Source organism: Psychroserpens algicola (assembly GCF_014526325.1).
GTDB classification, from domain to species: Bacteria; Bacteroidota; Bacteroidia; order Flavobacteriales; family Flavobacteriaceae; genus Psychroserpens; species Psychroserpens algicola.
This window is the reverse complement of sequence record NZ_JACNMJ010000001.1, coordinates 506,643-527,847: the sequence shown is the minus strand read 5'-3', so window position 1 is coordinate 527,847 and position 21,205 is coordinate 506,643. Positions and strand designations below refer to the sequence as shown.

25 protein-coding genes are annotated in these 21,205 nt (G+C 34.6%); 13 read left to right on the top strand and 12 right to left on the bottom strand.

Going from position 1 to position 21,205, the window contains the following annotated elements; all coding sequences use genetic code 11:
* Window positions 1-13 precede the first annotated feature (13 nt).
* From H7350_RS02145 to H7350_RS02120, 6 genes are all read left to right on the top strand, one after another.
* Entirely contained in the window at window positions 14-274 is a 261-nt protein-coding gene (locus H7350_RS02145) for a hypothetical protein (RefSeq protein WP_204344223.1), read from the top strand.
* On the top strand, window positions 258-899 hold the full coding sequence (pnuC, locus tag H7350_RS02140; protein ID WP_204344222.1) for a nicotinamide riboside transporter PnuC: 642 nt from the start codon (window positions 258-260) through the stop codon (window positions 897-899). The genes H7350_RS02145 and pnuC overlap by 17 nt, the downstream gene beginning before the upstream one ends.
* Window positions 851-1,426 carry an AAA family ATPase gene (locus tag H7350_RS02135; protein ID WP_204344221.1) on the top strand — a complete coding sequence of 192 codons (576 nt, stop codon included), beginning with the start codon at window positions 851-853 and terminating at the stop codon, window positions 1,424-1,426. Before pnuC ends, H7350_RS02135 begins: the two co-directional genes overlap by 49 nt.
* Complete coding sequence (locus H7350_RS02130) at window positions 1,423-2,982, top strand: DUF4301 family protein (RefSeq protein WP_204344220.1); 1,560 nt, start codon at window positions 1,423-1,425, stop codon at window positions 2,980-2,982. The genes H7350_RS02135 and H7350_RS02130 overlap by 4 nt, the downstream gene beginning before the upstream one ends.
* Complete coding sequence (gene arfB, locus H7350_RS02125; RefSeq protein WP_204344219.1) at window positions 2,982-3,389, top strand: alternative ribosome rescue aminoacyl-tRNA hydrolase ArfB; 408 nt, start codon at window positions 2,982-2,984, stop codon at window positions 3,387-3,389. The genes H7350_RS02130 and arfB overlap by 1 nt, the downstream gene beginning before the upstream one ends.
* 287 nt (window positions 3,390-3,676) lie before the next feature.
* The gene (locus H7350_RS02120; RefSeq protein ID WP_204344218.1) at window positions 3,677-5,866 is read left to right on the top strand and encodes a TonB-dependent receptor; all 2,190 of its coding nucleotides are present in this window, start codon (window positions 3,677-3,679) and stop codon (window positions 5,864-5,866) included.
* Window positions 5,867-5,950: 84 nt separating this feature from the next.
* On the opposite strand, the gene H7350_RS02115 is transcribed toward H7350_RS02120, so the two are convergent.
* A complete protein-coding gene (locus H7350_RS02115) occupies window positions 5,951-6,406 on the bottom strand; it encodes a Rieske (2Fe-2S) protein (RefSeq protein ID WP_235989243.1) in 456 nt (151 codons plus the stop codon).
* Window positions 6,407-6,587: 181 nt separating this feature from the next.
* Here H7350_RS02115 and greA point away from each other — a divergent pair, with 181 nt between their 5' ends.
* Together greA and H7350_RS02105 are read left to right on the top strand one after the other, a co-directional pair.
* Complete coding sequence (greA, locus tag H7350_RS02110; protein ID WP_204344217.1) at window positions 6,588-7,061, top strand: transcription elongation factor GreA; 474 nt, start codon at window positions 6,588-6,590, stop codon at window positions 7,059-7,061.
* An 85-nt stretch (window positions 7,062-7,146) separates the two neighbouring features.
* Window positions 7,147-7,536: an HIT family protein gene (locus tag H7350_RS02105; RefSeq protein ID WP_204344216.1), complete on the top strand. Its 390-nt coding sequence runs from the start codon at window positions 7,147-7,149 to the stop codon at window positions 7,534-7,536.
* Here the strand turns inward: H7350_RS02105 and H7350_RS02100 are convergent, their stop codons facing one another.
* Both H7350_RS02100 and H7350_RS02095 read right to left on the bottom strand, forming a co-directional pair.
* Window positions 7,537-7,893 carry a hypothetical protein gene (locus tag H7350_RS02100; protein WP_204344215.1) on the bottom strand — a complete coding sequence of 119 codons (357 nt, stop codon included), beginning with the start codon at window positions 7,891-7,893 and terminating at the stop codon, window positions 7,537-7,539.
* A 9-nt stretch (window positions 7,894-7,902) separates the two neighbouring features.
* Window positions 7,903-9,108 carry a sensor histidine kinase gene (locus tag H7350_RS02095; RefSeq protein WP_204344214.1) on the bottom strand — a complete coding sequence of 402 codons (1,206 nt, stop codon included), beginning with the start codon at window positions 9,106-9,108 and terminating at the stop codon, window positions 7,903-7,905.
* 150 nt (window positions 9,109-9,258) lie between these two features.
* Between H7350_RS02095 and H7350_RS02090 the strand changes: the two genes are divergently transcribed.
* The 3 genes from H7350_RS02090 (at window position 9,259) to aat (ending at window position 11,410) form a co-directional block, all read left to right on the top strand.
* Complete coding sequence (locus H7350_RS02090; protein WP_204344213.1) at window positions 9,259-10,128, top strand: flavin reductase family protein; 870 nt, start codon at window positions 9,259-9,261, stop codon at window positions 10,126-10,128.
* A gap of 39 nt (window positions 10,129-10,167) precedes the next feature.
* A complete protein-coding gene (locus H7350_RS02085; protein ID WP_204344212.1) occupies window positions 10,168-10,539 on the top strand; it encodes a DUF3127 domain-containing protein in 372 nt (123 codons plus the stop codon).
* Between the two features lie 244 nt (window positions 10,540-10,783).
* Window positions 10,784-11,410 (top strand): leucyl/phenylalanyl-tRNA--protein transferase, encoded by a 627-nt coding sequence (aat, locus tag H7350_RS02080; protein ID WP_204344211.1) that lies wholly within the window; start codon window positions 10,784-10,786, stop codon window positions 11,408-11,410.
* On the opposite strand, the gene H7350_RS02075 is transcribed toward aat, so the two are convergent.
* Genes H7350_RS02075 through H7350_RS02065 form a run of 3 tightly spaced genes read right to left on the bottom strand, consistent with a single transcriptional unit; the run spans window position 11,407 to window position 13,208 of the window.
* Entirely contained in the window at window positions 11,407-12,090 is a 684-nt protein-coding gene (locus H7350_RS02075) for a DUF2490 domain-containing protein (protein WP_204344210.1), read from the bottom strand. The genes aat and H7350_RS02075 overlap by 4 nt on opposite strands.
* The gene (locus tag H7350_RS02070) at window positions 12,071-12,685 is read right to left on the bottom strand and encodes a hypothetical protein (protein ID WP_204344209.1); all 615 of its coding nucleotides are present in this window, start codon (window positions 12,683-12,685) and stop codon (window positions 12,071-12,073) included. The genes H7350_RS02075 and H7350_RS02070 overlap by 20 nt, the downstream gene beginning before the upstream one ends.
* Complete coding sequence (locus H7350_RS02065) at window positions 12,645-13,208, bottom strand: DNA-3-methyladenine glycosylase I (protein WP_204344208.1); 564 nt, start codon at window positions 13,206-13,208, stop codon at window positions 12,645-12,647. Before H7350_RS02065 ends, H7350_RS02070 begins: the two co-directional genes overlap by 41 nt.
* A 144-nt stretch (window positions 13,209-13,352) precedes the next feature.
* Here H7350_RS02065 and H7350_RS02060 point away from each other — a divergent pair, with 144 nt between their 5' ends.
* Entirely contained in the window at window positions 13,353-13,976 is a 624-nt protein-coding gene (locus H7350_RS02060; RefSeq protein ID WP_204344207.1) for a thioredoxin family protein, read from the top strand.
* A gap of 38 nt (window positions 13,977-14,014) precedes the next feature.
* Here H7350_RS02060 and H7350_RS02055 read toward each other — a convergent pair whose 3' ends face one another.
* From H7350_RS02055 to H7350_RS02030, 6 genes are all read right to left on the bottom strand, one after another.
* Window positions 14,015-14,770: an energy transducer TonB family protein gene (locus H7350_RS02055; protein ID WP_204344206.1), complete on the bottom strand. Its 756-nt coding sequence runs from the start codon at window positions 14,768-14,770 to the stop codon at window positions 14,015-14,017.
* Window positions 14,771-14,828: 58 nt separating this feature from the next.
* Complete coding sequence (locus H7350_RS02050) at window positions 14,829-15,368, bottom strand: hypothetical protein (protein WP_204344205.1); 540 nt, start codon at window positions 15,366-15,368, stop codon at window positions 14,829-14,831.
* A gap of 35 nt (window positions 15,369-15,403) precedes the next feature.
* Window positions 15,404-16,096 (bottom strand): tRNA pseudouridine(55) synthase TruB, encoded by a 693-nt coding sequence (gene truB, locus H7350_RS02045; protein ID WP_204344204.1) that lies wholly within the window; start codon window positions 16,094-16,096, stop codon window positions 15,404-15,406.
* Entirely contained in the window at window positions 16,093-16,896 is an 804-nt protein-coding gene (locus H7350_RS02040) for an undecaprenyl-diphosphate phosphatase (protein ID WP_204344203.1), read from the bottom strand. Before H7350_RS02040 ends, truB begins: the two co-directional genes overlap by 4 nt.
* A 68-nt stretch (window positions 16,897-16,964) precedes the next feature.
* A complete protein-coding gene (locus H7350_RS02035) occupies window positions 16,965-17,228 on the bottom strand; it encodes a DUF3098 domain-containing protein (protein WP_204344202.1) in 264 nt (87 codons plus the stop codon).
* A 56-nt stretch (window positions 17,229-17,284) separates the two neighbouring features.
* A complete protein-coding gene (locus tag H7350_RS02030) occupies window positions 17,285-18,163 on the bottom strand; it encodes a cell division protein FtsX (protein ID WP_204344201.1) in 879 nt (292 codons plus the stop codon).
* Window positions 18,164-18,285: 122 nt separating this feature from the next.
* On the opposite strand from H7350_RS02030, the gene leuS reads away from it, so the two are divergent.
* Entirely contained in the window at window positions 18,286-21,192 is a 2,907-nt protein-coding gene (gene leuS / locus H7350_RS02025) for a leucine--tRNA ligase (protein WP_204344200.1), read from the top strand.
* Window positions 21,193-21,205 lie beyond the last annotated feature (13 nt).

Genomic DNA, 21,205 nt, shown 5'->3' with positions numbered 1-21,205 from the left:
TACGGAAAATATTATGAACATATCTGTAGAACTTACATTAACTCCATTACATGACGATTACGAGCCTGCCATTATTCATTTTATTAAACAGCTTCGTGCATCTCATTTAAAAGTACTTGAAAACCCTTTGAGCACTCAGGTTTATGGCCCCTATGATGAGGTCATGACTCTGTTGACTGTCGAAATTAAAGAGGCTTTTGAACTTATTGAAAATGGATTGCTTCATATGAAAATCGTTAAATCTGATCGCTACGATTATGAACCACATTTTTGAGTTTCTCTTTGGGCAATATAATACCTATTCTAATACTGATATTGTTTTAGAAATAACGGCTGTAATATTTGGCTTTTTGTCTGTGTGGTCCTCCAAACAAAATAAAATTTGGGTGTTTCCGACAGGTATGATAAGTACAGCTATATTTGTGTATTTACTTGTTAAATGGGAATTATTAGGAGACATGATGATAAATGTTTATTATTTTATCATGAGTGTTTATGGCTGGTACATATGGACAAGAAAAGTACATGATACACACGTTACACCAATATCCAGAACAACGTCAAAAGAAAAACAAATAAGTGTAGTAATTTTTATAGCGACATTAGCATTTGTATATATAGTATATCAAGCCTTTGATAAATGGACCAGTTGGGTTGCTTATGTTGATACCATTACAACTGCGATATTTTTTGTTGGAATGTGGCTCATGGCCAGACGCAAATTAGAAAATTGGATATTCTGGATAATTGGAGATATAATTTCAGTACCACTTTATTTTTATAAAGGATTTACATTCACTAGTTTTCAATATTTAGGATTTACATTTATTGCCATTTTTGGCTATTTAGCATGGAAGAAAAGCTTAAACAAATCACAGATACAAACCCAAACTGTATAAAAGTAGTGTTGTATGGCCCAGAATCTACTGGAAAATCAACACTTGCTCAAGAACTGGCTACCTATTATAACACTGTATATGTTGAGGAGTTTTCACGTAGTTATGCCGAAGCTAAGGCAAAAAACAACCTGTCAATAACCAAAGATGATGTGCTCCCAATTGCTATCGGACAAATGCATTTGGAAAACAAACAACTTCATTTCGCCAATACCCTTTTGATTTGCGATACCGATTTGTTAGAAACTCAAGTGTATTCTCAATTTTATTACGATGGATATTGTCCGCAAGAAGTCAAAAAATATGCCCAAGAAAATACTTACGATTTGTATTTTTTAACTTATATTGACACAGTTTGGGAAGCCGATGGTATTCGAGATCAACCCAATAACAGATTAGAATTGTTTAATCAGTTTGAACAAGCATTAGTTGCTACTAAAAAACCATATGTACTGGTAAAAGGCGACTTCAAAGAACGATTAAATACATGTAAAGATCATATAGAAAAACTTATAAACCATACGCATTGAACTTTTCGAAAGAAGACATAAATCACATAGAACGCAAAGGCTTAACTGTAAAACAAGTTGAACAACAAATTAAACTTTTTGAAGATGGTATCCCTTATGCAAATCTGGTATCTGAAGCAACAATAGATCAAGGAATTTTAAGATTGTCTAAGGCTCAAATAGAAGACTTTATTTCCAGCTTTGAAGCCAAAAAAGATTCGGTTTGTATCTTGAAATTTGTCCCAGCTTCTGGAGCAGCGACACGAATGTTTAAGTTTTTATTTCAGTTTTTAGATGAATATGATCTTAACAAAGAAAGTATCAATTCTTATATCAATAGACATAAAAGCAAAGACTTGTCCTTGTTTTTTATTGGTTTAGATAAGTTTCCGTTTTACCATATTGTACAGGAACGACTTCAACAAGCATATCCAGATTTTGATGCATTATCTATTAATGAACAACGCTTAAAGTTCATTCAAATGATGTTGGATGCTGATAAGCTCGATTATGGGAATTTCCCAAAAGGGTTATTGCCTTTTCATACTTATAAAAACCAAGAAATTTCAACCGCTTTTGGTGAACATTTGTATGAGTCTGCTTTGTATTCATCTAATGAAGATGCTACAAAACTGCACTTTACGATTTCAGAAAAACACAATCATAAATTCGACGAAGAATTTAAACGTATTGAAAAAAAGGTAGAAGAAAAAACAGGTTCAAAGTTTGATATTTCATTTTCTTATCAAAAAGAATCGACAGATACTATAGCTGTTACACCTAAAAATAAACCGTTTAGAAACGATGATGGCACTTTATTGTTTAGACCATCAGGTCATGGTGCCCTTATTGAAAACTTAAATGATCTTGATGCTGATATTATTTTCATTAAGAACATCGACAATGTAGTCACGTATAAATACAAAGCCGATGTAGCAAAGTATAAAAAAGTACTTGCAGGAATTTTAATTAAAGTTCAGGAGCAGGCTTTTATATATCTTAACCGGCTTGATAAAGGCAATCTTTCTGAAAATGAACTCATTGAAATTGCAGAGTTTTTAGTGAATAGAATGAATGTGAGGATAAGTTCAGAATTTGAAAAATATTCTCTTAAATATCAAATTGAATATTTAGCTGAAAAACTAAATCGACCAATCCGTGTTTGTGGGATGGTAAAAAATGAAGGCGAACCTGGTGGAGGCCCATTTTGGATAAAAGATGAAAGCGGAAATACCTCTCTACAAATCGTAGAGTCTGCCCAAATCAATAAAAAAAGCAAGCAACAAAAAGATATTTTAAAAGGCGCTACACATTTTAATCCTGTAGATTTGGTTTGCGGAATTAAAAATTACAAAGGTGAAAAATTCGATTTAAAGAAGTTCATAGATGCCAAAGCAGCATTCATCACCATGAAAACTAAAACAGGAAAAGATCTCAAAGCATTAGAACTTCCTGGGTTATGGAATGGTAGCATGGCTAATTGGAATACCATTTTTGTAGAAGTGCCCTTAATTACTTTTAACCCGGTTAAAACGGTCAATGATTTGCTTAAAGCGCCTCATCAAATTAAGTACTAATGTTTGATGAGCATGCCATAAAAAATGAATTGACCTTTAAAGCAATCAGAAGCTCAGGAGCAGGAGGGCAACACGTCAATAAAACGGCATCTAAAGTAGAGCTAAGTTTTGATTTGCACAATTCTTTAGCGCTTAGTGAAGCTCAAATAGAACGCCTAAAAACTAATTTACAATCCAGATTAACAAAGGAACATGTTCTAATAATGCAATGTGGTGAAAGTCGAAGTCAATTTAGAAATAAAGCCATTATTATACAGCGGTTTTTAGAATTACTCAAAACCAATTTGATAGAAGATAAAGAACGTATCCCAACAAAAACTCCTAAGGCAGTAATTAAGAAACGGCTAGCAAATAAGCGTAGAACTTCTGAAAAAAAAGCCAACAGAAAACCTCCTGAAATTGATTAAAAAAAATTCAGCAATTCTTGATGATCAAATGATAATTCTGAATTATCTTTGCAGCGTTCTCAAAAAAGGGGTGCCTATTTTCGGCTGAGATCATACCCATTGAACCTAGAACAGGTAATGCTGTTTAGGAAGCAAGCGAACGTTAATAAAATGTCCAGTAGACATTTTTAGTGAGTGCAAAAAAATGCTAAAGCATTTTTCTAATCACATTTATATTAATGTTCATAATTTTAATTATTAACAAAGAATAATGACCTCTTTTTATTCGATTATGACGTATAATCGTAATGAAAAACACATTTCTTTTTGTAGCACTTTTTGTGCTATCCGTAAGTGCCCTGGCACAAAACAATGAAAAACAGCAAGACTCTACCAAGACTGAAACATTAGATGAGGTTTTAGTAAAAGCGGTTAGAGTAAACGCGACATCACCAATCACACACTCTAATGTTAGTAAAAAAGAGTTGGCCAAACGTAATTTAGGGCAAGATATTCCGGTGCTTTTAAACTACTTACCATCTGTGGTGACCACAACCGACGCTGGAGCAGGAGTTGGGTATACAGGTATTAGAGTTCGTGGGATTAATGCGCAGTCGACCAATGTAACTATTAATGGAATTCCGTATAATGATGCCGAATCGTTAGGTACCTTTTGGGTGAACTTAGGTGATTTTGCGTCCTCAGTTGAAAGTTTACAATTGCAACGAGGTGTTGGGACGTCAACCAATGGTTCGGGAGCATTTGGTGCTAGTATCAATGTACTCACTGATGCTGTTTCTTCAGAATCTAATGGCGAAATTTCTAATGCCTTCGGAAGTTATAATACCAGAAAACATACGGTAAAATTTAGTACAGGTTTAATAAATGACCATATTGAAATTGCGGGTCGCTTATCAAATATTACTTCAGATGGATATATTGATAGAGCTGAAACCGATTTAAAATCCTACTTTTTACAAGGGTCTTATGTAGATGACAATACCTTAATTAAAGCCATAACATTTGGTGGAAAAGAAGTGACTTATCAGGCCTGGAATGGTATTGATGCTGAAACTTTAGAAGACAACCGAACTTTTAATCCGTCTGGTGCTTACACGGATGCCGACGGAAATCCTCAGTTCTACGATAATGAGGTTGACAATTACAATCAAGACCATTATCAGTTACATTGGAATCAACGTTACAATAACCGATGGTCTACTAATTTAGGTTTGAATTATACCTACGGAAGAGGGTATTTTGAACAATATAAAGAAGATGAAGACTTTGCCGATTATGATTTAACACCTATCGAGATTGGCGATGAAACTGTGAGTACTACCGATTTGATTAGACGTCGTTGGCTGGATAATGACTTTTATGTAATAAACGCAAGTGCTAACTATAAAAATAATGAGGTCAATCTCTTTTTCGGAACCTCCTACAGTATTTATGATGGCGATCATTTTGGGGAAATCATTTGGGCCGAATTTGCCAGCGATAGCGAAATTAGAGATCGTTATTATGAAGGTAACGGAAAAAAATCAGATTGGAGTTTGTTTACAAAAGCGACGTATAGAATCAATGATAAAGTGAGTTTGTATGGCGATTTACAATTGCGACTTGTTGGATATGAAACATCTGGACTGACTTCAGACAGGCTTCCGTTTAATGTTGATGAAAATTACAGTTTCTTTAATCCGAAAGCAGGAATTACCTATAAAGTCAATTCAAATAACAGTTTGTATTTTTCATATGCCAGAGCAAATCGTGAGCCTAACCGAAGTGATTTTGAAAATAATGCGACTGTAAAACCGGAGCAGCTTAATGATTTTGAATTGGGATGGAGACATAACACACAGAAATTCAGATTGAATGTTAATGGCTATTATATGTTATACAATGAGCAACTAGTGTTAACGGGTCAAATTGATACTACTGGAGATCCTGTAAGAGCAAATAGTGGCGATAGTTACCGTTTAGGATTAGAAGTTGATGCTGCTGTGGCTTTGACTGATAAATTCTCAGTACAACCTAATTTTACAATTAGCTCAAACAAAAACAAGGAAACTTTCGAATCTGTTAATGGTGAATTACTTGATTTAGGTAAAACTGATATTTCATTTTCTCCAGAATTTATTGCAGCCAATGCATTAGTATTTCAACCAAGAGAAGGCTTTCAAATGTCATTATTGAGTAAATATGTCGGTGAGCAGTTTATGGGTAATACTGAAAACCCAGATTCAAAACTAGAAAGCTATTTTATTAACGATTTCAATATCACCTATGAGTGGCAACCAAAATCCATTTTTAAATCAGTTATTTTTTCTGGATTAGTCAATAATATCTTTAATGAAAAGTATGTGTCTAATGGCTATTTCGGGTCATTCGATTTTGAAGATAGTGATAGTCCTACTGGAATTTCAACTGGATATTTCGCAGGATTTTATCCGCAAGCTACAACTAACTTTTTAGTGGGAGTGACTTTAAAGTTTTAAAATTTCCGAAGAACAACTCATTATAAAACAAAAGCTCCTAATAGTATCTATTGGGAGTTTTTTTATAGGCTTAACGCTACATTTTTAATTGCTAATAACCAAATTTGCACCCGAAAGGGTAACGCGATATTCTTTAAGTCCGCATTGTAACTGATCGCCCAACGATTGTCCGGTGAAGAGACTATATTCATTTTGATCGGCACAACCACAAGTCACATTAGCACCATCTATTTGTAAAAGCGAACATGATGAAGGTGCATGGTTTGGATCTGCAGCATCCCAAGCTCGGTAATTATCATTACCAACATTAGTTACATAAATTCCAGCATTTCCTTGATTAGGAACGTAAACCGAATTACTGGTAAAGAGGAGTTGACTGTATTCGGGTAGATTTAAATTCAGTGTAGCATTCACACCAACATTAAATAAAAAATTGCAATTGTTTATGTTATCATCACTGCCACAATTAGTTAAAAAGAAAATAGGCAGCATTAGTAGTGCTTTTTTTAGGTGTTGAATTTTTGGGATAACGAATCGCATATTTTAATTTGTTAAGTGCTCATTTAGAGCCGCAATTTACAATATTTTAAATGTTGAATTAAATATTTTGTATCTTTGTATTACTAATCTCGTGACAGCGAGATTTTTTCTTTAGTCCCGAACTTGTTTCGGGATATTTTGAATATAGTGATTAAGCATACATTAAGTAAACGATTGAATTATGAGTAAAGTATCTTATTATACTGCGGAAGGATTAAAAAAATTAAGAGACGAGTTAAAGCAACTTAAAGATATAGAACGCCCAAGAGCGTCGCAAGCAATAGCTGAGGCAAGAGATAAAGGTGATTTGAGTGAAAATGCCGAATATGACGCTGCTAAAGAAGCTCAAGGTATGTTAGAAATGAAAATTTCTAAATTAGAGGAAACATTAGCTGGTGCTCGTGTGATTGATGAGTCTCAAATGGATACATCAAAAGCGTTGGTATTATCTAAAGTGAAAATTAAAAACCAAACCAATGGTATGGAGATGACTTATACTTTGGTTGCTGATGGTGAAGCCGATTTAGCATCAGGAAAAATATCGGTTAATTCTCCTATCGGAAAAGGACTTTTAGGAAAGTCGGTTGGTGAAGTTGCTGAAGTGCAAGTGCCAAATGGTGTCATGAAGTTTGATGTCTTGGAAATCTCAAGATAACTCCCAAACTTGTTAATATATAGTCAAAAGATTCCTCCTAATGAGGAATCTTTTTATATTTACATATACTCTAAAATTAATAGCCATGGCATCCATCTTTACAAAAATAATAAATGGCGACATTCCGTGTTATAAGGTAGCTGAAACAGAAGATTATCTAGCGTTCTTAGACATTAATCCTAATGCGAAAGGCCACACACTTTGTATTCCGAAGAAAGAAGTAGATAAACTATTTGATCTTGACGAAGTGACCTATCATGGTCTTATGGAGTTTTCGCGACAAGTTGCTATTGCTATAGAAAAAGCAATCCCTTGTAAACGAGTTGGGTTAACAGTTATTGGTTTAGAAGTCCCTCATGCACATGTGCATTTAATTCCGTTAAACTCTATGGAAGATGCTCGTTTTATAAGCAAAACACATTTAGATTCTAAAGCGTTTGAAATGATTGCCAGTAAGATAGCGTCGTTTTTGTAATTAAAATTTTAAGATGCCTGTAATAAATAACAACACTACAATAAACAACAAGGCATCAGCAATAATGACAACCCAAGCCAGTTGTTTTAGTTTTAAGGATTTTGGTTTTGGTACCACAGCACGTTCTTGATAGGCAACAACCTGCTCAATATCATTGGTCCATCGCACAGGAAAAATATCTGTATTACACGTTTTACAATGCATGTCATGAATGGTTTCTTGTGTAATCGATTTGTAGAATTTATTTTCAATAAAACGTTGTTTGAATGTCAACTCTAAACCGTCGTTAGAATAACATTCAGGACAGTTGTTATTGAGCTGAACTTCTTTTAGTGTAAAGTATTGTTTTTCATTCATAACCAGCAACTAAGATAATAATTTCAATGAAATTTGCATGGTTGTACCTTTTCCAATTTCAGATTGAAGTACTTTTATTTTTCCATTATGGTAATCTTCAATAATTCGTTTAGCCAGAGACAATCCTAATCCCCAACCACGCTTTTTTGTGGTGTATCCAGGTTGAAATACCGAATTAAAATTTTGCTTAGAAATCCCTTTTCCTGTATCTTGAATAGAAATTTTCACATACTTATCATCGTTGGTAATCGCTAATTTTAAAGTTCCTTTTCCCTTCATTGCATCAATAGCATTTTTTACTAGATTTTCTATTGTCCAGCTGTATAATTGATTGTTGAGGTTGACATACAAATGTTCTTGTGGTACTGAAATTTCAAAATCAATTAATTTTGAAGATCGCGCTTTGAGGTATTCATATGAATCTAAAGTTTCTTTAACGACATCCATTTTATCCAATGTAGGCATAGAGCCAATTTTACTAAATCGGTCTGTAATAGTTTGAAGTCTGGTGATGTCCTTTTCGATTTCTTTTAAGTACTCCGGATTGACTTGTTCATTTCTTAAAATTTCAGTCCATCCTACTAAAGACGATAGAGGTGTTCCAATTTGATGTGCAGTTTCTTTAGCCATACCTGTCCAGAGTTTATTTTGATCGGCTGTTTTTGCACTCTTGTAGAAAAAATAGGCAACAGCTGCAAATAGAAGTATGATTAGCAATAAGGCTAAGGGATAATATTTAAGTTTGTTTAATAGTAGCGAATTTCCGTAGTAAAGGGTTTGTTTGTTATTTTCAATTTTAATGGGCTCATTTTCCTTGCCATATTTCAAAATAAGCGCTTTAAGATTTTCTTTGACATAGGTCTCCTCTTTGATGTTATGGATTGAATCAACTTCAGTTTTGTTAATGATGTTTCTATAATTCTCAACTGTCGAATCGGCATTGATAAGAATCATCGGAGTTGTATTGTTATTGTTAAGGATTTCCAGAGCTAAATCTAAATCGGCAAACACATCATCATTTCCATTTAAATCGGCATCTTGAATGGCTTGAAAATAGTCTCTTTGCGCAAATGACCAAATCTCCATTTTGCTACGTTCTTCATTTTTAAAATTCTGAAAAAACACATAGGTATTCCAAAGAATAAGTGAGATAATGATAAAAGAAGCTACGATGATAATCCATCGTGTCATATTGCGGTTTATGGATAATGCCATTAACTTATTTTTTTGATTTTTAAATATAAACGATTTATGTTAATAATATTGTCTAGTCAGAGGGTGAATTCATTTTTATAGCATGTGCAATATAGTTACATTTGCATTTCATTATCTTGAAACCGTTACAATTAACAGAAAACAAAAAAGATGGCATCTTTTAATCCAAAAGATCTTACAACAGGACGATTACATGGTTACTTATTAAGTGCTGTGGCTCCTAGGCCTATTGCATTTGCGAGCACTGTAGATGTTAATGGCAATCCTAATTTGTCACCTTTTAGTTTTTTTAATGTTTTTAGTGCCAACCCGCCAATTCTCATATTTTCTCCTGCACGACGCGTTAGAAATAACACAACAAAGCATACATTAGAAAATGTAGAAGCAACTAAAGAAGTGGTGATTAATGTGGTTAACTATGATATTGTACAACAAATGTCGTTAAGTAGTACAGAGTATGATAAAGGTGTTAACGAGTTTGAAAAAGCGGGATTAACCATGTTAGAGTCTGATGTAGTTCAGCCTTTTAGAGTTGCAGAATCACCTGTTCAATTGGAGTGTAAAGTCAATGATATTATACATCTGGGAACAGAAGGAGGTGCGGGAAACCTTGTTATTTGTGAGGTGGTAAAATTGCATATATCAGATGATGTTCTTGATGATAAAAACCTTATTGTACAAGAAAAACTGGATTTAGTAGCTAGAGCTGGAGGGAATTATTACAATAGAGCCAAAAAGGGGTTTTTTGAAATTCCGAAACCGTTATCAACTTTAGGTATTGGTGTCGATAATATGCCCAATGTCGTAAAAAACAGTATGGTATTAACTGGTAACGATTTAGGAATGTTGGGTAATGTTGAAGCTTTGCCTGAGCAAGATGAGATTGATGAATTTATAAGTAATGTAAGTGAGCGTTATCCTAATATCAAGGATATGGCGCATCATGAGAAACATAAAATTGCCAGAAACTATTTGAGTTATGGTGATGTTGATAGTGCATGGAAATTGTTACTATCGTAATCAAAAACAGTATAAAAATTAAATTTAAGTCATACAAAAATGGAAGTACAAGGAAAAATCAAAATGATTGGAGAAACTCAAACGTTTGGAAGTAATGGGTTTAGAAAGAGAGAATTGGTAGTAACTACAGAAGAACAATATCCACAACATATTTTGGTTGAATTTGTTCAAGATAAAACCGATTTATTAAACAGTTACCAAGTAGGTCAAGCTGTTAAAGTAAATATCAATTTAAGAGGTAGAGAATGGGTTAACCCTCAAGGGGAAACAAAATATTTCAACTCTGTACAAGGCTGGAGAATTGAAGCAGCTCAACCTGAAGCTGGAAATGTTCCACCTGCTGCACCAGCTCAAGCCTTTGAACCTGCAACTAATTTAAACGAAGAAGATCACGACGATCTGCCGTTCTAAATCATATTTAAAATCAAAAAAACCTCAATTTTTATTGAGGTTTTTTTGATTAAAAAAGTCCCAAATTTCTTTGGGACTTAGTATTGTGGTTTTAGGTTTGACCTTTACAAACAAACTCAAAAAAAGCAATGATGAACAAAATTTAATTCACAAAGGTCATCTCAAATATGGAGAAAATTAGAAGATTTTCAAAGTTAATACTTAGATTTAACATACGTTTTTGAATCCCAATCATTTGATGTAAATGCACTTACTCAATAGACATATCGAGTTTCCTCCAGTACACTTAGCTTCAAAAGAGGGTATTTTAGCTATTGGTGGTGATTTGTCTCCCGAACGTTTAGTATTAGCTTATAAAAGTGGTATTTTCCCATGGTTTGATGATGATGAGCCCATTGTTTGGTGGTCACCAGATCCACGGTTTGTTTTGTTTCCAAATCAGCTCAAAGTTTCTAAAAGCATGACACAAATTCTGAGAAACAGTGACTTTGAAATTACAGTAAATAAAGATTTTAAAGCTGTTATTGAACATTGTTCTTCTGTAAAACGCGATGGTCAAAAAGGGACTTGGATTACTAAACATATGAAATCGGCATATATAAGGTTACATGAGTTAGGCCTTGCAACATCTGTAGAAGTGTGGCTTAACAATGAATTGGTTGGTGGCTTGTATGGTGTCGATGTCAATAATGGTGTGTTTTGTGGAGAAAGTATGTTCAGTCTGGTTAGTAATGCCAGCAAAGCTGCTTTAATTACTTTTGTTCAAAACACAAATTACAAGCTATTTGATTGTCAGGTTTACACCAATCATCTCGAAAGTTTAGGCGCTGAAGAAATCCCAAGAAATGAGTTTTTGAGTTACTTGGATTAAATTTTAATATCAACAGACGTATTAAAAAACAGAGAGTCTTCGGTATTAATATTTAATTGGTCTAATCGAAGTTCGACTCCAAATTCTATATTTAAAGCTTCCGATAGTAAAATGCCTATCGAAGGCGAAATTCGATATTCTAGTTCAGGTTTATGAACTTTTGAACTGGTTAGTAAACCTTCGTTAGTAACTACAAAATAGGTTTCACCAACATCAAGTTTTAAACCTTGTAATGGAATATCAAGTGCTAAACGGTACCGAAACCGAAACGCCGTAAAGCTGTCATAAAAACGTTGTTCACTTCGTAATCGATGACCAACTCGCAAGGTTTTAAATAAAGATTTTCTATTAAATTGCTGAGTTACTCTAATTTCATTATTTGAGTTTTCAAAGGCATCTCGATTTCTGTACATCAAACCTAAAGCGATACTGTGCTTTAAGTCTAATTTTAAAGTTGAAAAATGACTAATTTGCACCTGTCGTAAGTTATATAAAACATCTTCATTAGTATATACATAAGCACGAGAACTCAATCCAAAATTAGCGCTGTACTTTTGACTAAAACTATGTCTAAAATTAAACTCGTGTTCGTGAAAAACTTCAGTGTGATCTTGTGCTTTAGTGCTGATGGATACAAATACAAACAGCACGACTAGAAGTCTAGTACATGATATATTCATAGCTGTCTTGTTGTAAATTACGAGCGTTTATAAAAGCCCCATGTTCATCAAATGTAAGTTCTTTCAGTTTCCATGATTTTTGAGATTTCATTGCAACAATAATCTCATAGTTTGATGATAATGTTTTTCTGTTCTCTAAAATTGAGTTTAAAAATGCAACTCCACTATGATTGCCCGAATACACATATTGCTCCTGAATTTTAATAATATCATATTTAGTAGCATTCGTTTTTAAATAGGATCTGACGGCAGTTTTAACAGATTTTGCTAATTGTTTTTCCTTTACTAAAACTTCAATATCTTCTAGAGCGCCTAAGTTGCTAAATTCGACACTATGCCAATGACCTTTGTACTTAAATTTACTTTCAAAACTCAATTTGTTGCCATCAGTTTCCTTGTAATAGCGAATGCGTTTTGCTTGTGTTGTAAGCGTATTTAAAACCGACTGAGCCTGCTCAGGAAAATGACTGAGTTGTATTCTGGATTCCTTTTCGTTTTTAGTTTGAGCCTCCAGGTTAAAACAAGAAAACCATATGCAGATTATTAAAACAAGTCTAAACTTCATCATATCTAAAACAATTAACTTCATGGTCATTTACCATTCCTGTAGCTTGCATGTGCGCATAAATGACTGTAGAACCCACAAATTTAAAACCGCGTTTTTTTAAATCTTTACTAATCGCATCACTTAGAGGTGTATTAGCAGGCGCATTTTTATAATCTTTAAGTTTATTTTTGATAGGTTTTCCATCGACAAAGTCCCAAATATATTTTGAGAAGGATCCAAACTCTTCTTGTACTTTCATAAAAGCCTGTGCATTAGTAATAGTGGCGTTGACTTTTAATTTATTTCTGATAATTCCTTCATTTTGGAGTAAACGATCTACTTTTTTCTGGTCGTATTGAGCAATTTTTTTATAGTCAAAATGATCAAATGCTGTTCTAAAATTTTCACGTTTTTTTAAAACCGTAATCCAACTTAAACCCGCTTGAAAGGTTTCTAAAATTAAAAACTCGAATAACGTATCATCGTCACGAACAGGAACACCCCATTCTTTATCATGATATGCTTCGTATAAGTCATCGCCTAAGCACCAACCGCATTTATGTTTTTCCATAAGTCATCCTATTGTTGATAGAACTTTAAAAATAGTAAGTTTTTACACAATAGTTCGTCTGAGAAACTATTAAATAATATAAAATAGATGATTTAAATCATGTTGTACACGAATAGAATCATTTAAATTGCAAACCTAAATAAGATGAATACATTGACAACTATATCCGTAAAAGACATTATAAACGAAAGCTTAAAAAAAGCGATTTCTTACCAGGAATATCGTGAATTAGTGACACAGTTAGTAGCAGAAGAATCAACTTCCGGACAAGATAAAACCGAAGCTTTAGTCAACTATACGATGCTTAATGACCGACGCATGAGACGCTGGGATAAAACGGTTAAAATTTCCGAAGAGACAAAAGAAAAGGTAGCCCGTTTTAACCGAAAAGTAACCTGGTTAGTTATTACTGAGAGTTGGTGTGGTGATGCAGCTCATGTGATTCCGGTGCTTAATAAACTTGCTGAACTTTCTGAAAATATCGACCTGAAATTAGTTTTTAGAGATGAAAACGAAGCGTTAATGGATCAATTTTTAACTAATGGCGGACGCGCTATTGCAAAGTTAATCATGATTGATAATAACTCAGGTGAGGTTCTTAATACTTTCGGGCCAAGACCAAGTAAAGCGACACAACTGGTTAATGCGTATAAAACCAAACATGGAGCTTTGACGCCAGAATTTAAAGAAGACTTACAAGTGTGGTATAATAAGGATAAAGGCCAAAATATTGTGGACGATATACTTACGCTATTAGATAGCGTTTAGTCGTATTACAATTCTGGATTGAAATTTTTTTGAATATTCTATTTTCCTTGGAAATAATAGGTGATAGATCCAATCTGACTTTTACGTTCTGCACCCGAAAACAGTGCGTTTTTTGCATACTCTAAAGCGGTGTCAATAAGACATTGATTATCACTAGACGATGAAGAATTGATATAGGTGTCTGTGACTTGTCCTTGAGCATTTACTGTAATATTTACAATAATTTTACCAGCAGTTTCACATAAATATACTGGAGGCGGAAGTTTTACTTTGGTTCTTTTAGACAATGAAAATGAGACACTACTGGCCGAATTCCCTTTGCTGTTTTTAGCGTCTTTTTTAGCAGAATGCATGGCTAATACATCATTAGCTTTATTAAAAGTTTTACGTTCTTTATCATTAAGTGCATAGGTTTTTGAACTGTTATAAGGTGCGTTAGAACTCATAAGTTCTTCTGGCTCCTGAGAGGCGTCTTCTGAAGTCTCTTCAGGTGTTTCCTGCGCTTCTTCTTCATGATGAGAGTTCATAGATTTGAAATTACGCATCATTTCTTTAAACTCCTCATCTTCATTAAAAGCTTGATTGGTTTTAGGAGTAGCATTGTCTAATTCCTCTAAAGCTTTGATACGTTCTAATTCTTTAATTTCTTCTTCAGTCTGAGGCTCAATTTCGTAGTAACTTTCAGCAATAAATTCAGCTTTTTTCTTGATGCTTAAACTAAACATAGCAAGCAATAACGTGCCTGCAATTAAGGTCGTTATAATAAGTGCTTTATGTTTTTCAATAAAATTCAAGTAGGCCTAATTTTAATTCAAGTTGGTCTTTTATATACGTCAAATTAACAAAAAAAGATTAGAACAGCATAAACTCAAGAAAAAATGAAACACTAGAAAGCTTCTCCAATTGTCTAAATCCGAAACGTTTTCTGGTAAAGTCAACACCAATAAGCCATGAGTTTTTATAGTTGTCGTCAAACAATCGAGCACCAACACCAACTTTATAAAGTGTTCCTTTTTCAAAATCATTAGTAACACCAACTAAGCGTCCGTAACTACCTCTAATAAATAATGTATCATCAAAATCGAAAATGTTATATTGAAAGCTTAAGTGCACTGGAAAAAATTGTAAGCCGCTTTCAGAATGCCAATTATATTCAGTGTTTAAACCTAGTGAAGAACGATTATCAAATTGAAAACCAACAGTATTGTTTAAAAAGAAAGCACTTGTTCTAAAAAAACGTTCAGTAGTGTCATCACCAAAGGTAAAATCTTCGTTAACAGTTAATGTGGTAGCTAGCGATATTTTATAAAATAGCCCACTAGATTTATTATCATCTTGTGCATACACATTTGCAAATACCAAAAGTAGAAGTAGTGTAGCGTATGGCTTCATTTAGTTAGGTTTAGAAGCAAAGGAAGTATCAAAAATTATTCCGAAGACAAGGATTGAATAAAATCTTCAGGAGAAGTTGCGTTGGCGACGTCAAAATCACCAATTTTTGTACGACGTAAGACCGAAAGATGCGCTCCTGAGTTAAGTGCTTTTCCAAAGTCATGAGCGAGAGAGCGAATATAAGTACCTTTACTACAAACCACTCTAAAGTCAATGGTATTCCCTTCTATATTTGTGATTTCAAATTCTGAAATGTGCACAGTTCGCGATTTTACGTCTACTTGTTCTCCGGCTCTGGCATACTCGTATAAACGTTTTCCGTCCTTTTTTAAAGCTGAAAATACAGGTGGAAATTGCTCAATATCTCCAATAAATATTTTGGTAGTATCATGAATTAAAACTTCGGAAATGTGCTCGGTGGGAAAACTCTGGTCAATTTCAGTTTCTAAATCATAGGAAGGTGTTGTGCTGCCTAAAACGAAAGTTCCGGTGTACTCTTTATCCTGACCCTGAAAAGTGTGAATTTGTTTGGTCATTTTACCTGTGCAAATAATGAGTAATCCCGTAGCTAAAGGATCTAATGTTCCAGCGTGACCAACTTTTATTTTTTTGATATTGAAAGCCTGACGTATTTCCCAACGCAGTTTGTTAACTGCCTGAAAAGAAGTCCAGTTTAAAGGCTTGTCAATGAGCAAGACTTGACCATTTTTGAAATCTTCAGCGGTCATACAGCTAAGTTATAAGAATAGATGATCGCGATGATACCAACAATGATACAGTAAAATGCAAAATAGGATAGCTTACTTTTTTTAACCAAAGCAATCATCCAGGTACATGCAAATAAGCCAGTAACAAATGCGGCAATAAAGCCTACACTTAAGCTTGTAAAGTTTGCACTGTCATAGGTGATTTCTCCACCTAAAACGTCTTTGGCAATTTTTCCGAAGATAAGTGGAACGACCATCAAAAACGAAAAGCGAGCTGCTTTGGTTTTATCGTTTCCTAATAATACAGATGTCGAAATGGTTGCTCCAGATCTGGAAATTCCAGGAAGCATTGCTATGGCTTGAGAAATTCCAATAATAAAGGCATTAGAAAAAGTCACTTTTTTATCTGTGTTTTTGGCACGATCAGCCAAAAATAGAAGCACGGCAGTTACGATGAGCATAAAGCCAACGAGTCTGATGTTTCCGCTAAAAAGGCTTTCGAGTTGTTCTTCAAAAAAGAGACCGACGATCACAGCAGGAATCATAGATAAGGCAATTTTAGAAATAAACTGAAGATCTTCATTCCACTCAAGTTTCAAGACACCTTTGATAATCTCCAGAATATCTTTTCTAAAAATAACCATTGTGCTGAGTGCCGTTGCAAAGTGTAATACCACTGTAAATAGCAGACTGTCTTCTGCTCCCAGATTTTCATCTTGTAAGATGACCTTACCTAATTCGAGATGACCACTAGATGAGACTGGTAAAAACTCGGTGAGTCCTTGAATAATTCCTAATACAATTGAATCTAAAATATCCATGCGGCAAAAATATCAAAATAGACGTATCTATTGATAAAAACATTCAGAATTTGTTACTAAGGATGTTGTTAAGACTTCGAACTTTTATTCGGATTCAATAAAATCGCATACACTTGAATCCCAAAACCAATAAGGACTAAAGTTGGAGCTAGTCGAATACGTCTCCAGCTAAAAATAGAAGGATCAAATACATTAGGATCATCACTTCCGCCACCAGACATTAAAATAAATCCAAGTACAATACATGCTAAACCAATAAGCATAAACTTATAGTTTTTCTTTCCGAAGATAAAATCTTGATTAGTGGTCTCTTTGCGTTTTTGTTCTCCCATGATTTAAATCTGGTGTAAATATAAATGAAATTTTACTTCAAATTCTTAATTAAATATTAATAGTATAATTGATCGGTCTTTAAATTTAAGAAACGTTGTGTTGCTATAAATGTACTAATCCATGTAATTAGGATTCCTAAAAGGAAAATGCCAATAAATAAGGCACCTATCAATACAGGGTTTTGTAAAAGCTCAACTTCAGGGAATGTTTTATCGAGGTAATATAGTACAAAAGCCATACCGATGAGCGCTACAATGGCACCTATGATGCCTAATTGAATGCTTTTAAATACAAATGGCTTCCTGATAAAGCGTTTTGTCGCTCCAACCATTTGCATCGTTTTAATAATAAAGCGCTTTGAATATACTGCCAGTCGAATCGAGCTATTAATAAGTAATACAGCAATAAACGTAAAGATGCCACTTAGTATCAATACCCAAAATGTGATTTTTTTTACGTTATTGTTCATGATTTCCACCAGATCATTGTCGTATTTGATATCTTCAATAAAAGCTTTGTTAGATAATTCGGCAGTAATGCCATCTAAAGTTTCGTTCGTAACATAATCGGCTTTAAGGTAAACATCAATTGAGTTTTGCAATGGGTTAGCCCCTAAAAACTCCATAAAATCTTCACCTATATCAGACTTAACAATTTGAGCAGCTTCTTCTTTAGACACATATTTTGCTTCTTTTGTGTATTCAGCCATGGCCAAAGTATTTTGAAGCTGTTTAACTTCTACATCCTTAGCAGAATCGTTTAAATAAATGGTCACCACAACTTGCTCTCTAAAATGGTCGGCAACCTTTTTAGCATTTAATACCAATAAGCCTAAGCAACCTAATAAAAATAATACCAAGGCGATACTGATCACTACAGAAAAGTATGATGAAATTAATTTTCGTTTTTGATATCTGTCAAAAGATGTACTCATAAAAGTATTGGATTAATGCTGTAAAAATAAAAAACAATTTGTTTGTATAAGGTTTACAACGCTTAAACTTTTAATTGTGTTGTAATACCGTTAAATTTGCGGTCTAAATTTGCAAACAAACCATGAGTTATCATTTTAACGAGATCGAAAAGAAATGGCAAAACTATTGGGCCGATAAACAAACATTTAAGGCCGAAAACAATAGAGATAAACCTAAATACTATGTCTTAGATATGTTTCCTTATCCTAGTGGAGCAGGGCTGCATGTTGGTCATCCCTTAGGTTATATTGCCAGTGATATTTATGCGCGTTACAAACGTCATAAAGGCTTTAATGTCTTACACCCTCAAGGATATGATAGTTTTGGTTTGCCTGCTGAACAGTACGCCATTCAAACAGGTCAGCATCCAGCAATTACGACCGAAACCAATATAAAAACTTACCGTCGACAACTGGATCAAATCGGGTTTTCATTCGACTGGAGCCGAGAAGTACGTACCAGTAATCCTGAGTATTACAAATGGACACAATGGATTTTTATTCAATTGTTTGAGTCGTACTATTGTAAAGATTCGAATAGGGCAAGGCCGATTTCAGAATTAATTACCGATTTCGAAACGGAAGGAAATGCACAAATTAATGCTGCTTGTGATGATGATGTGACGTATTTTACTGCAGAAGACTGGTCTGGTTATGCTTCGGAAGAACAGCAAGATATTTTACTCAAATACCGATTGACTTATTTGGCCGAAACCGAAGTAAACTGGTGTCCTGCGCTCGGAACTGTGTTAGCTAATGATGAAATTGTCAATGGTGTGTCAGAACGTGGTGGACATCCTGTGATTAGAAAAAAAATGACCCAATGGAGTATGCGAATTTCGGCCTATGCTGAACGCTTACTTCATGGAATTGATTATAATGTTGAAGATTTAGACTGGACCGATTCATTAAAAGATATTCAGCGTAACTGGATTGGGAAATCGGTTGGAGCATCTGTGACTTTCAATGTCAACATGACGAGTGATATGCTGAAACACGTTCAGCATGACATAAGTGAACGTCATTCCGAACTTGTTTCGGAATCTCATCCGTACAAGATCGAAGTTTTCACAACAAGACCTGATACCATATATGGTGTGTCGTTTATGACGCTGGCACCAGAGCACGAATTGGTGTCAAAAATTACAACCGAAGCTCAAAAAGCAGACGTCGATGCCTACATAGAAGCCACAGCAAAACGAAGTGAACGCGATCGTATGGCAGATGTAAAAACCATTTCTGGAGTCTTTACAGGTGCTTATGCAGAGCATCCGTTTACAAAAGAGCTAATTCCGATTTGGATTGGTGATTATGTATTGGCAGGTTACGGAACAGGTGCAGTGATGTCGGTTCCGTGTGGTGATCAACGCGATTATGATTTTGCAAAGCATTTCGATATTCCGATTCCTAATATTTTTGAAGGTGTCGATATTTCTGAAGAGGCCTATGCTTCAAAAGACAATGTGAAACTTGCGAATAGTGATTTCCTTAACGGAATGAACTATAAAAAAGCTACCAAACGCGCCATTTACGAATTGGAGCAATTGGGTCAAGGTGAAGGTAAAACCAACTATAGATTACGTGATGCGGTGTTTTCTCGTCAGCGTTATTGGGGCGAACCATTTCCTGTGTATTATGTCAATGATAAGCCGCAAATGATAGATGAAAAACACCTGCCTATTGTTTTGCCAGAAGTTGAAAAATACTTACCAACCGAAGAAGGTGAGCCACCTTTAGGACGTGCCGATGTTTGGGCTTGGGACACGACAACTCATAGTGTGGTCTCAAATGAATTGATTGATAATGAACATGTCTTTCCTTTAGAACTCAACACTATGCCAGGATGGGCAGGAAGCTCGTGGTATTTCTTTAGATATATGGAAGACGCTATGCGTGATGAGGTTTTTGCCAGTAAAGAAGCTCTTGATTATTGGGAGAGTGTCGATTTATATATTGGTGGAAGCGAGCATGCTACAGGACATTTGCTCTACTCACGTTTTTGGGTGAAGTTTTTAAAAGACAGAGGCTTCGTCAATGTTGAAGAGCCGTTTAAAAAGCTGATAAATCAGGGAATGATTTTGGGGACAAGTGCTTTTGTTTATAGGGAAGATGGGACTAATCGTTATATATCATCTGGTCTTATACAAGATAAAAATGTGATTCCAATTCATGTGAAAGTAAAATATGTTAATGCTTCAGATGAATTAGATATTGATGGTTTAAAAAGTGATAGTGAATTTGGTGACGATTATTCTGATGCTGAATTTATACTAGAAAATGGAGTTTATAAAGTAGGTCGAGAAGTCGAAAAAATGTCGAAGTCTAAGTACAATGTTGTCAATCCAGATGCGATTTGCGAACAGTATGGAGCCGATAGCCTTCGTTTATACGAAATGTTTTTAGGACCATTAGAGCAATACAAACCCTGGAACACCGCAGGAATTACAGGCGTGCATGGTTTCCTTAAAAAACTCTGGAAATTGTATGTTGATGACAATGGTTTAAAAGTCAGTGATACCGAACCTTCAAAAGACAGTCTGAAAACGCTTCATAAAACCATTAAAAAAGTCGAAGAGGATATCGAGAATTTTTCGTTCAATACCTCTGTGTCTACATTTATGATTGCCGTTAATGAGTTAATGGCTCAAAAATGTAACAGCAAAGCCATTCTTGAACCTCTACTGATTTTAATTTCTCCTTATGCGCCTCATATTGCTGAAGAACTATGGAACAGACTTGGTCATGACGACTCTATCTCGACGGTTTCATTTCCGAAGTTTGAAGAGAAACACCTTGTAGAAAGTAGTAAAAACTATCCTATTTCATTTAATGGAAAAATGCGTTTTACCTTAGAATTACCATTAGATATGAGCAAGGATGAGATTGAGAAAACAGTAATGGCTCACGAAAAAACAATCGCACAGTTAGACGGTCGCGAGCCTAAAAAAGTAATTGTGGTTCCTGGAAAAATTGTCAATATTGTAGGCTAATAAAAAAAGATTG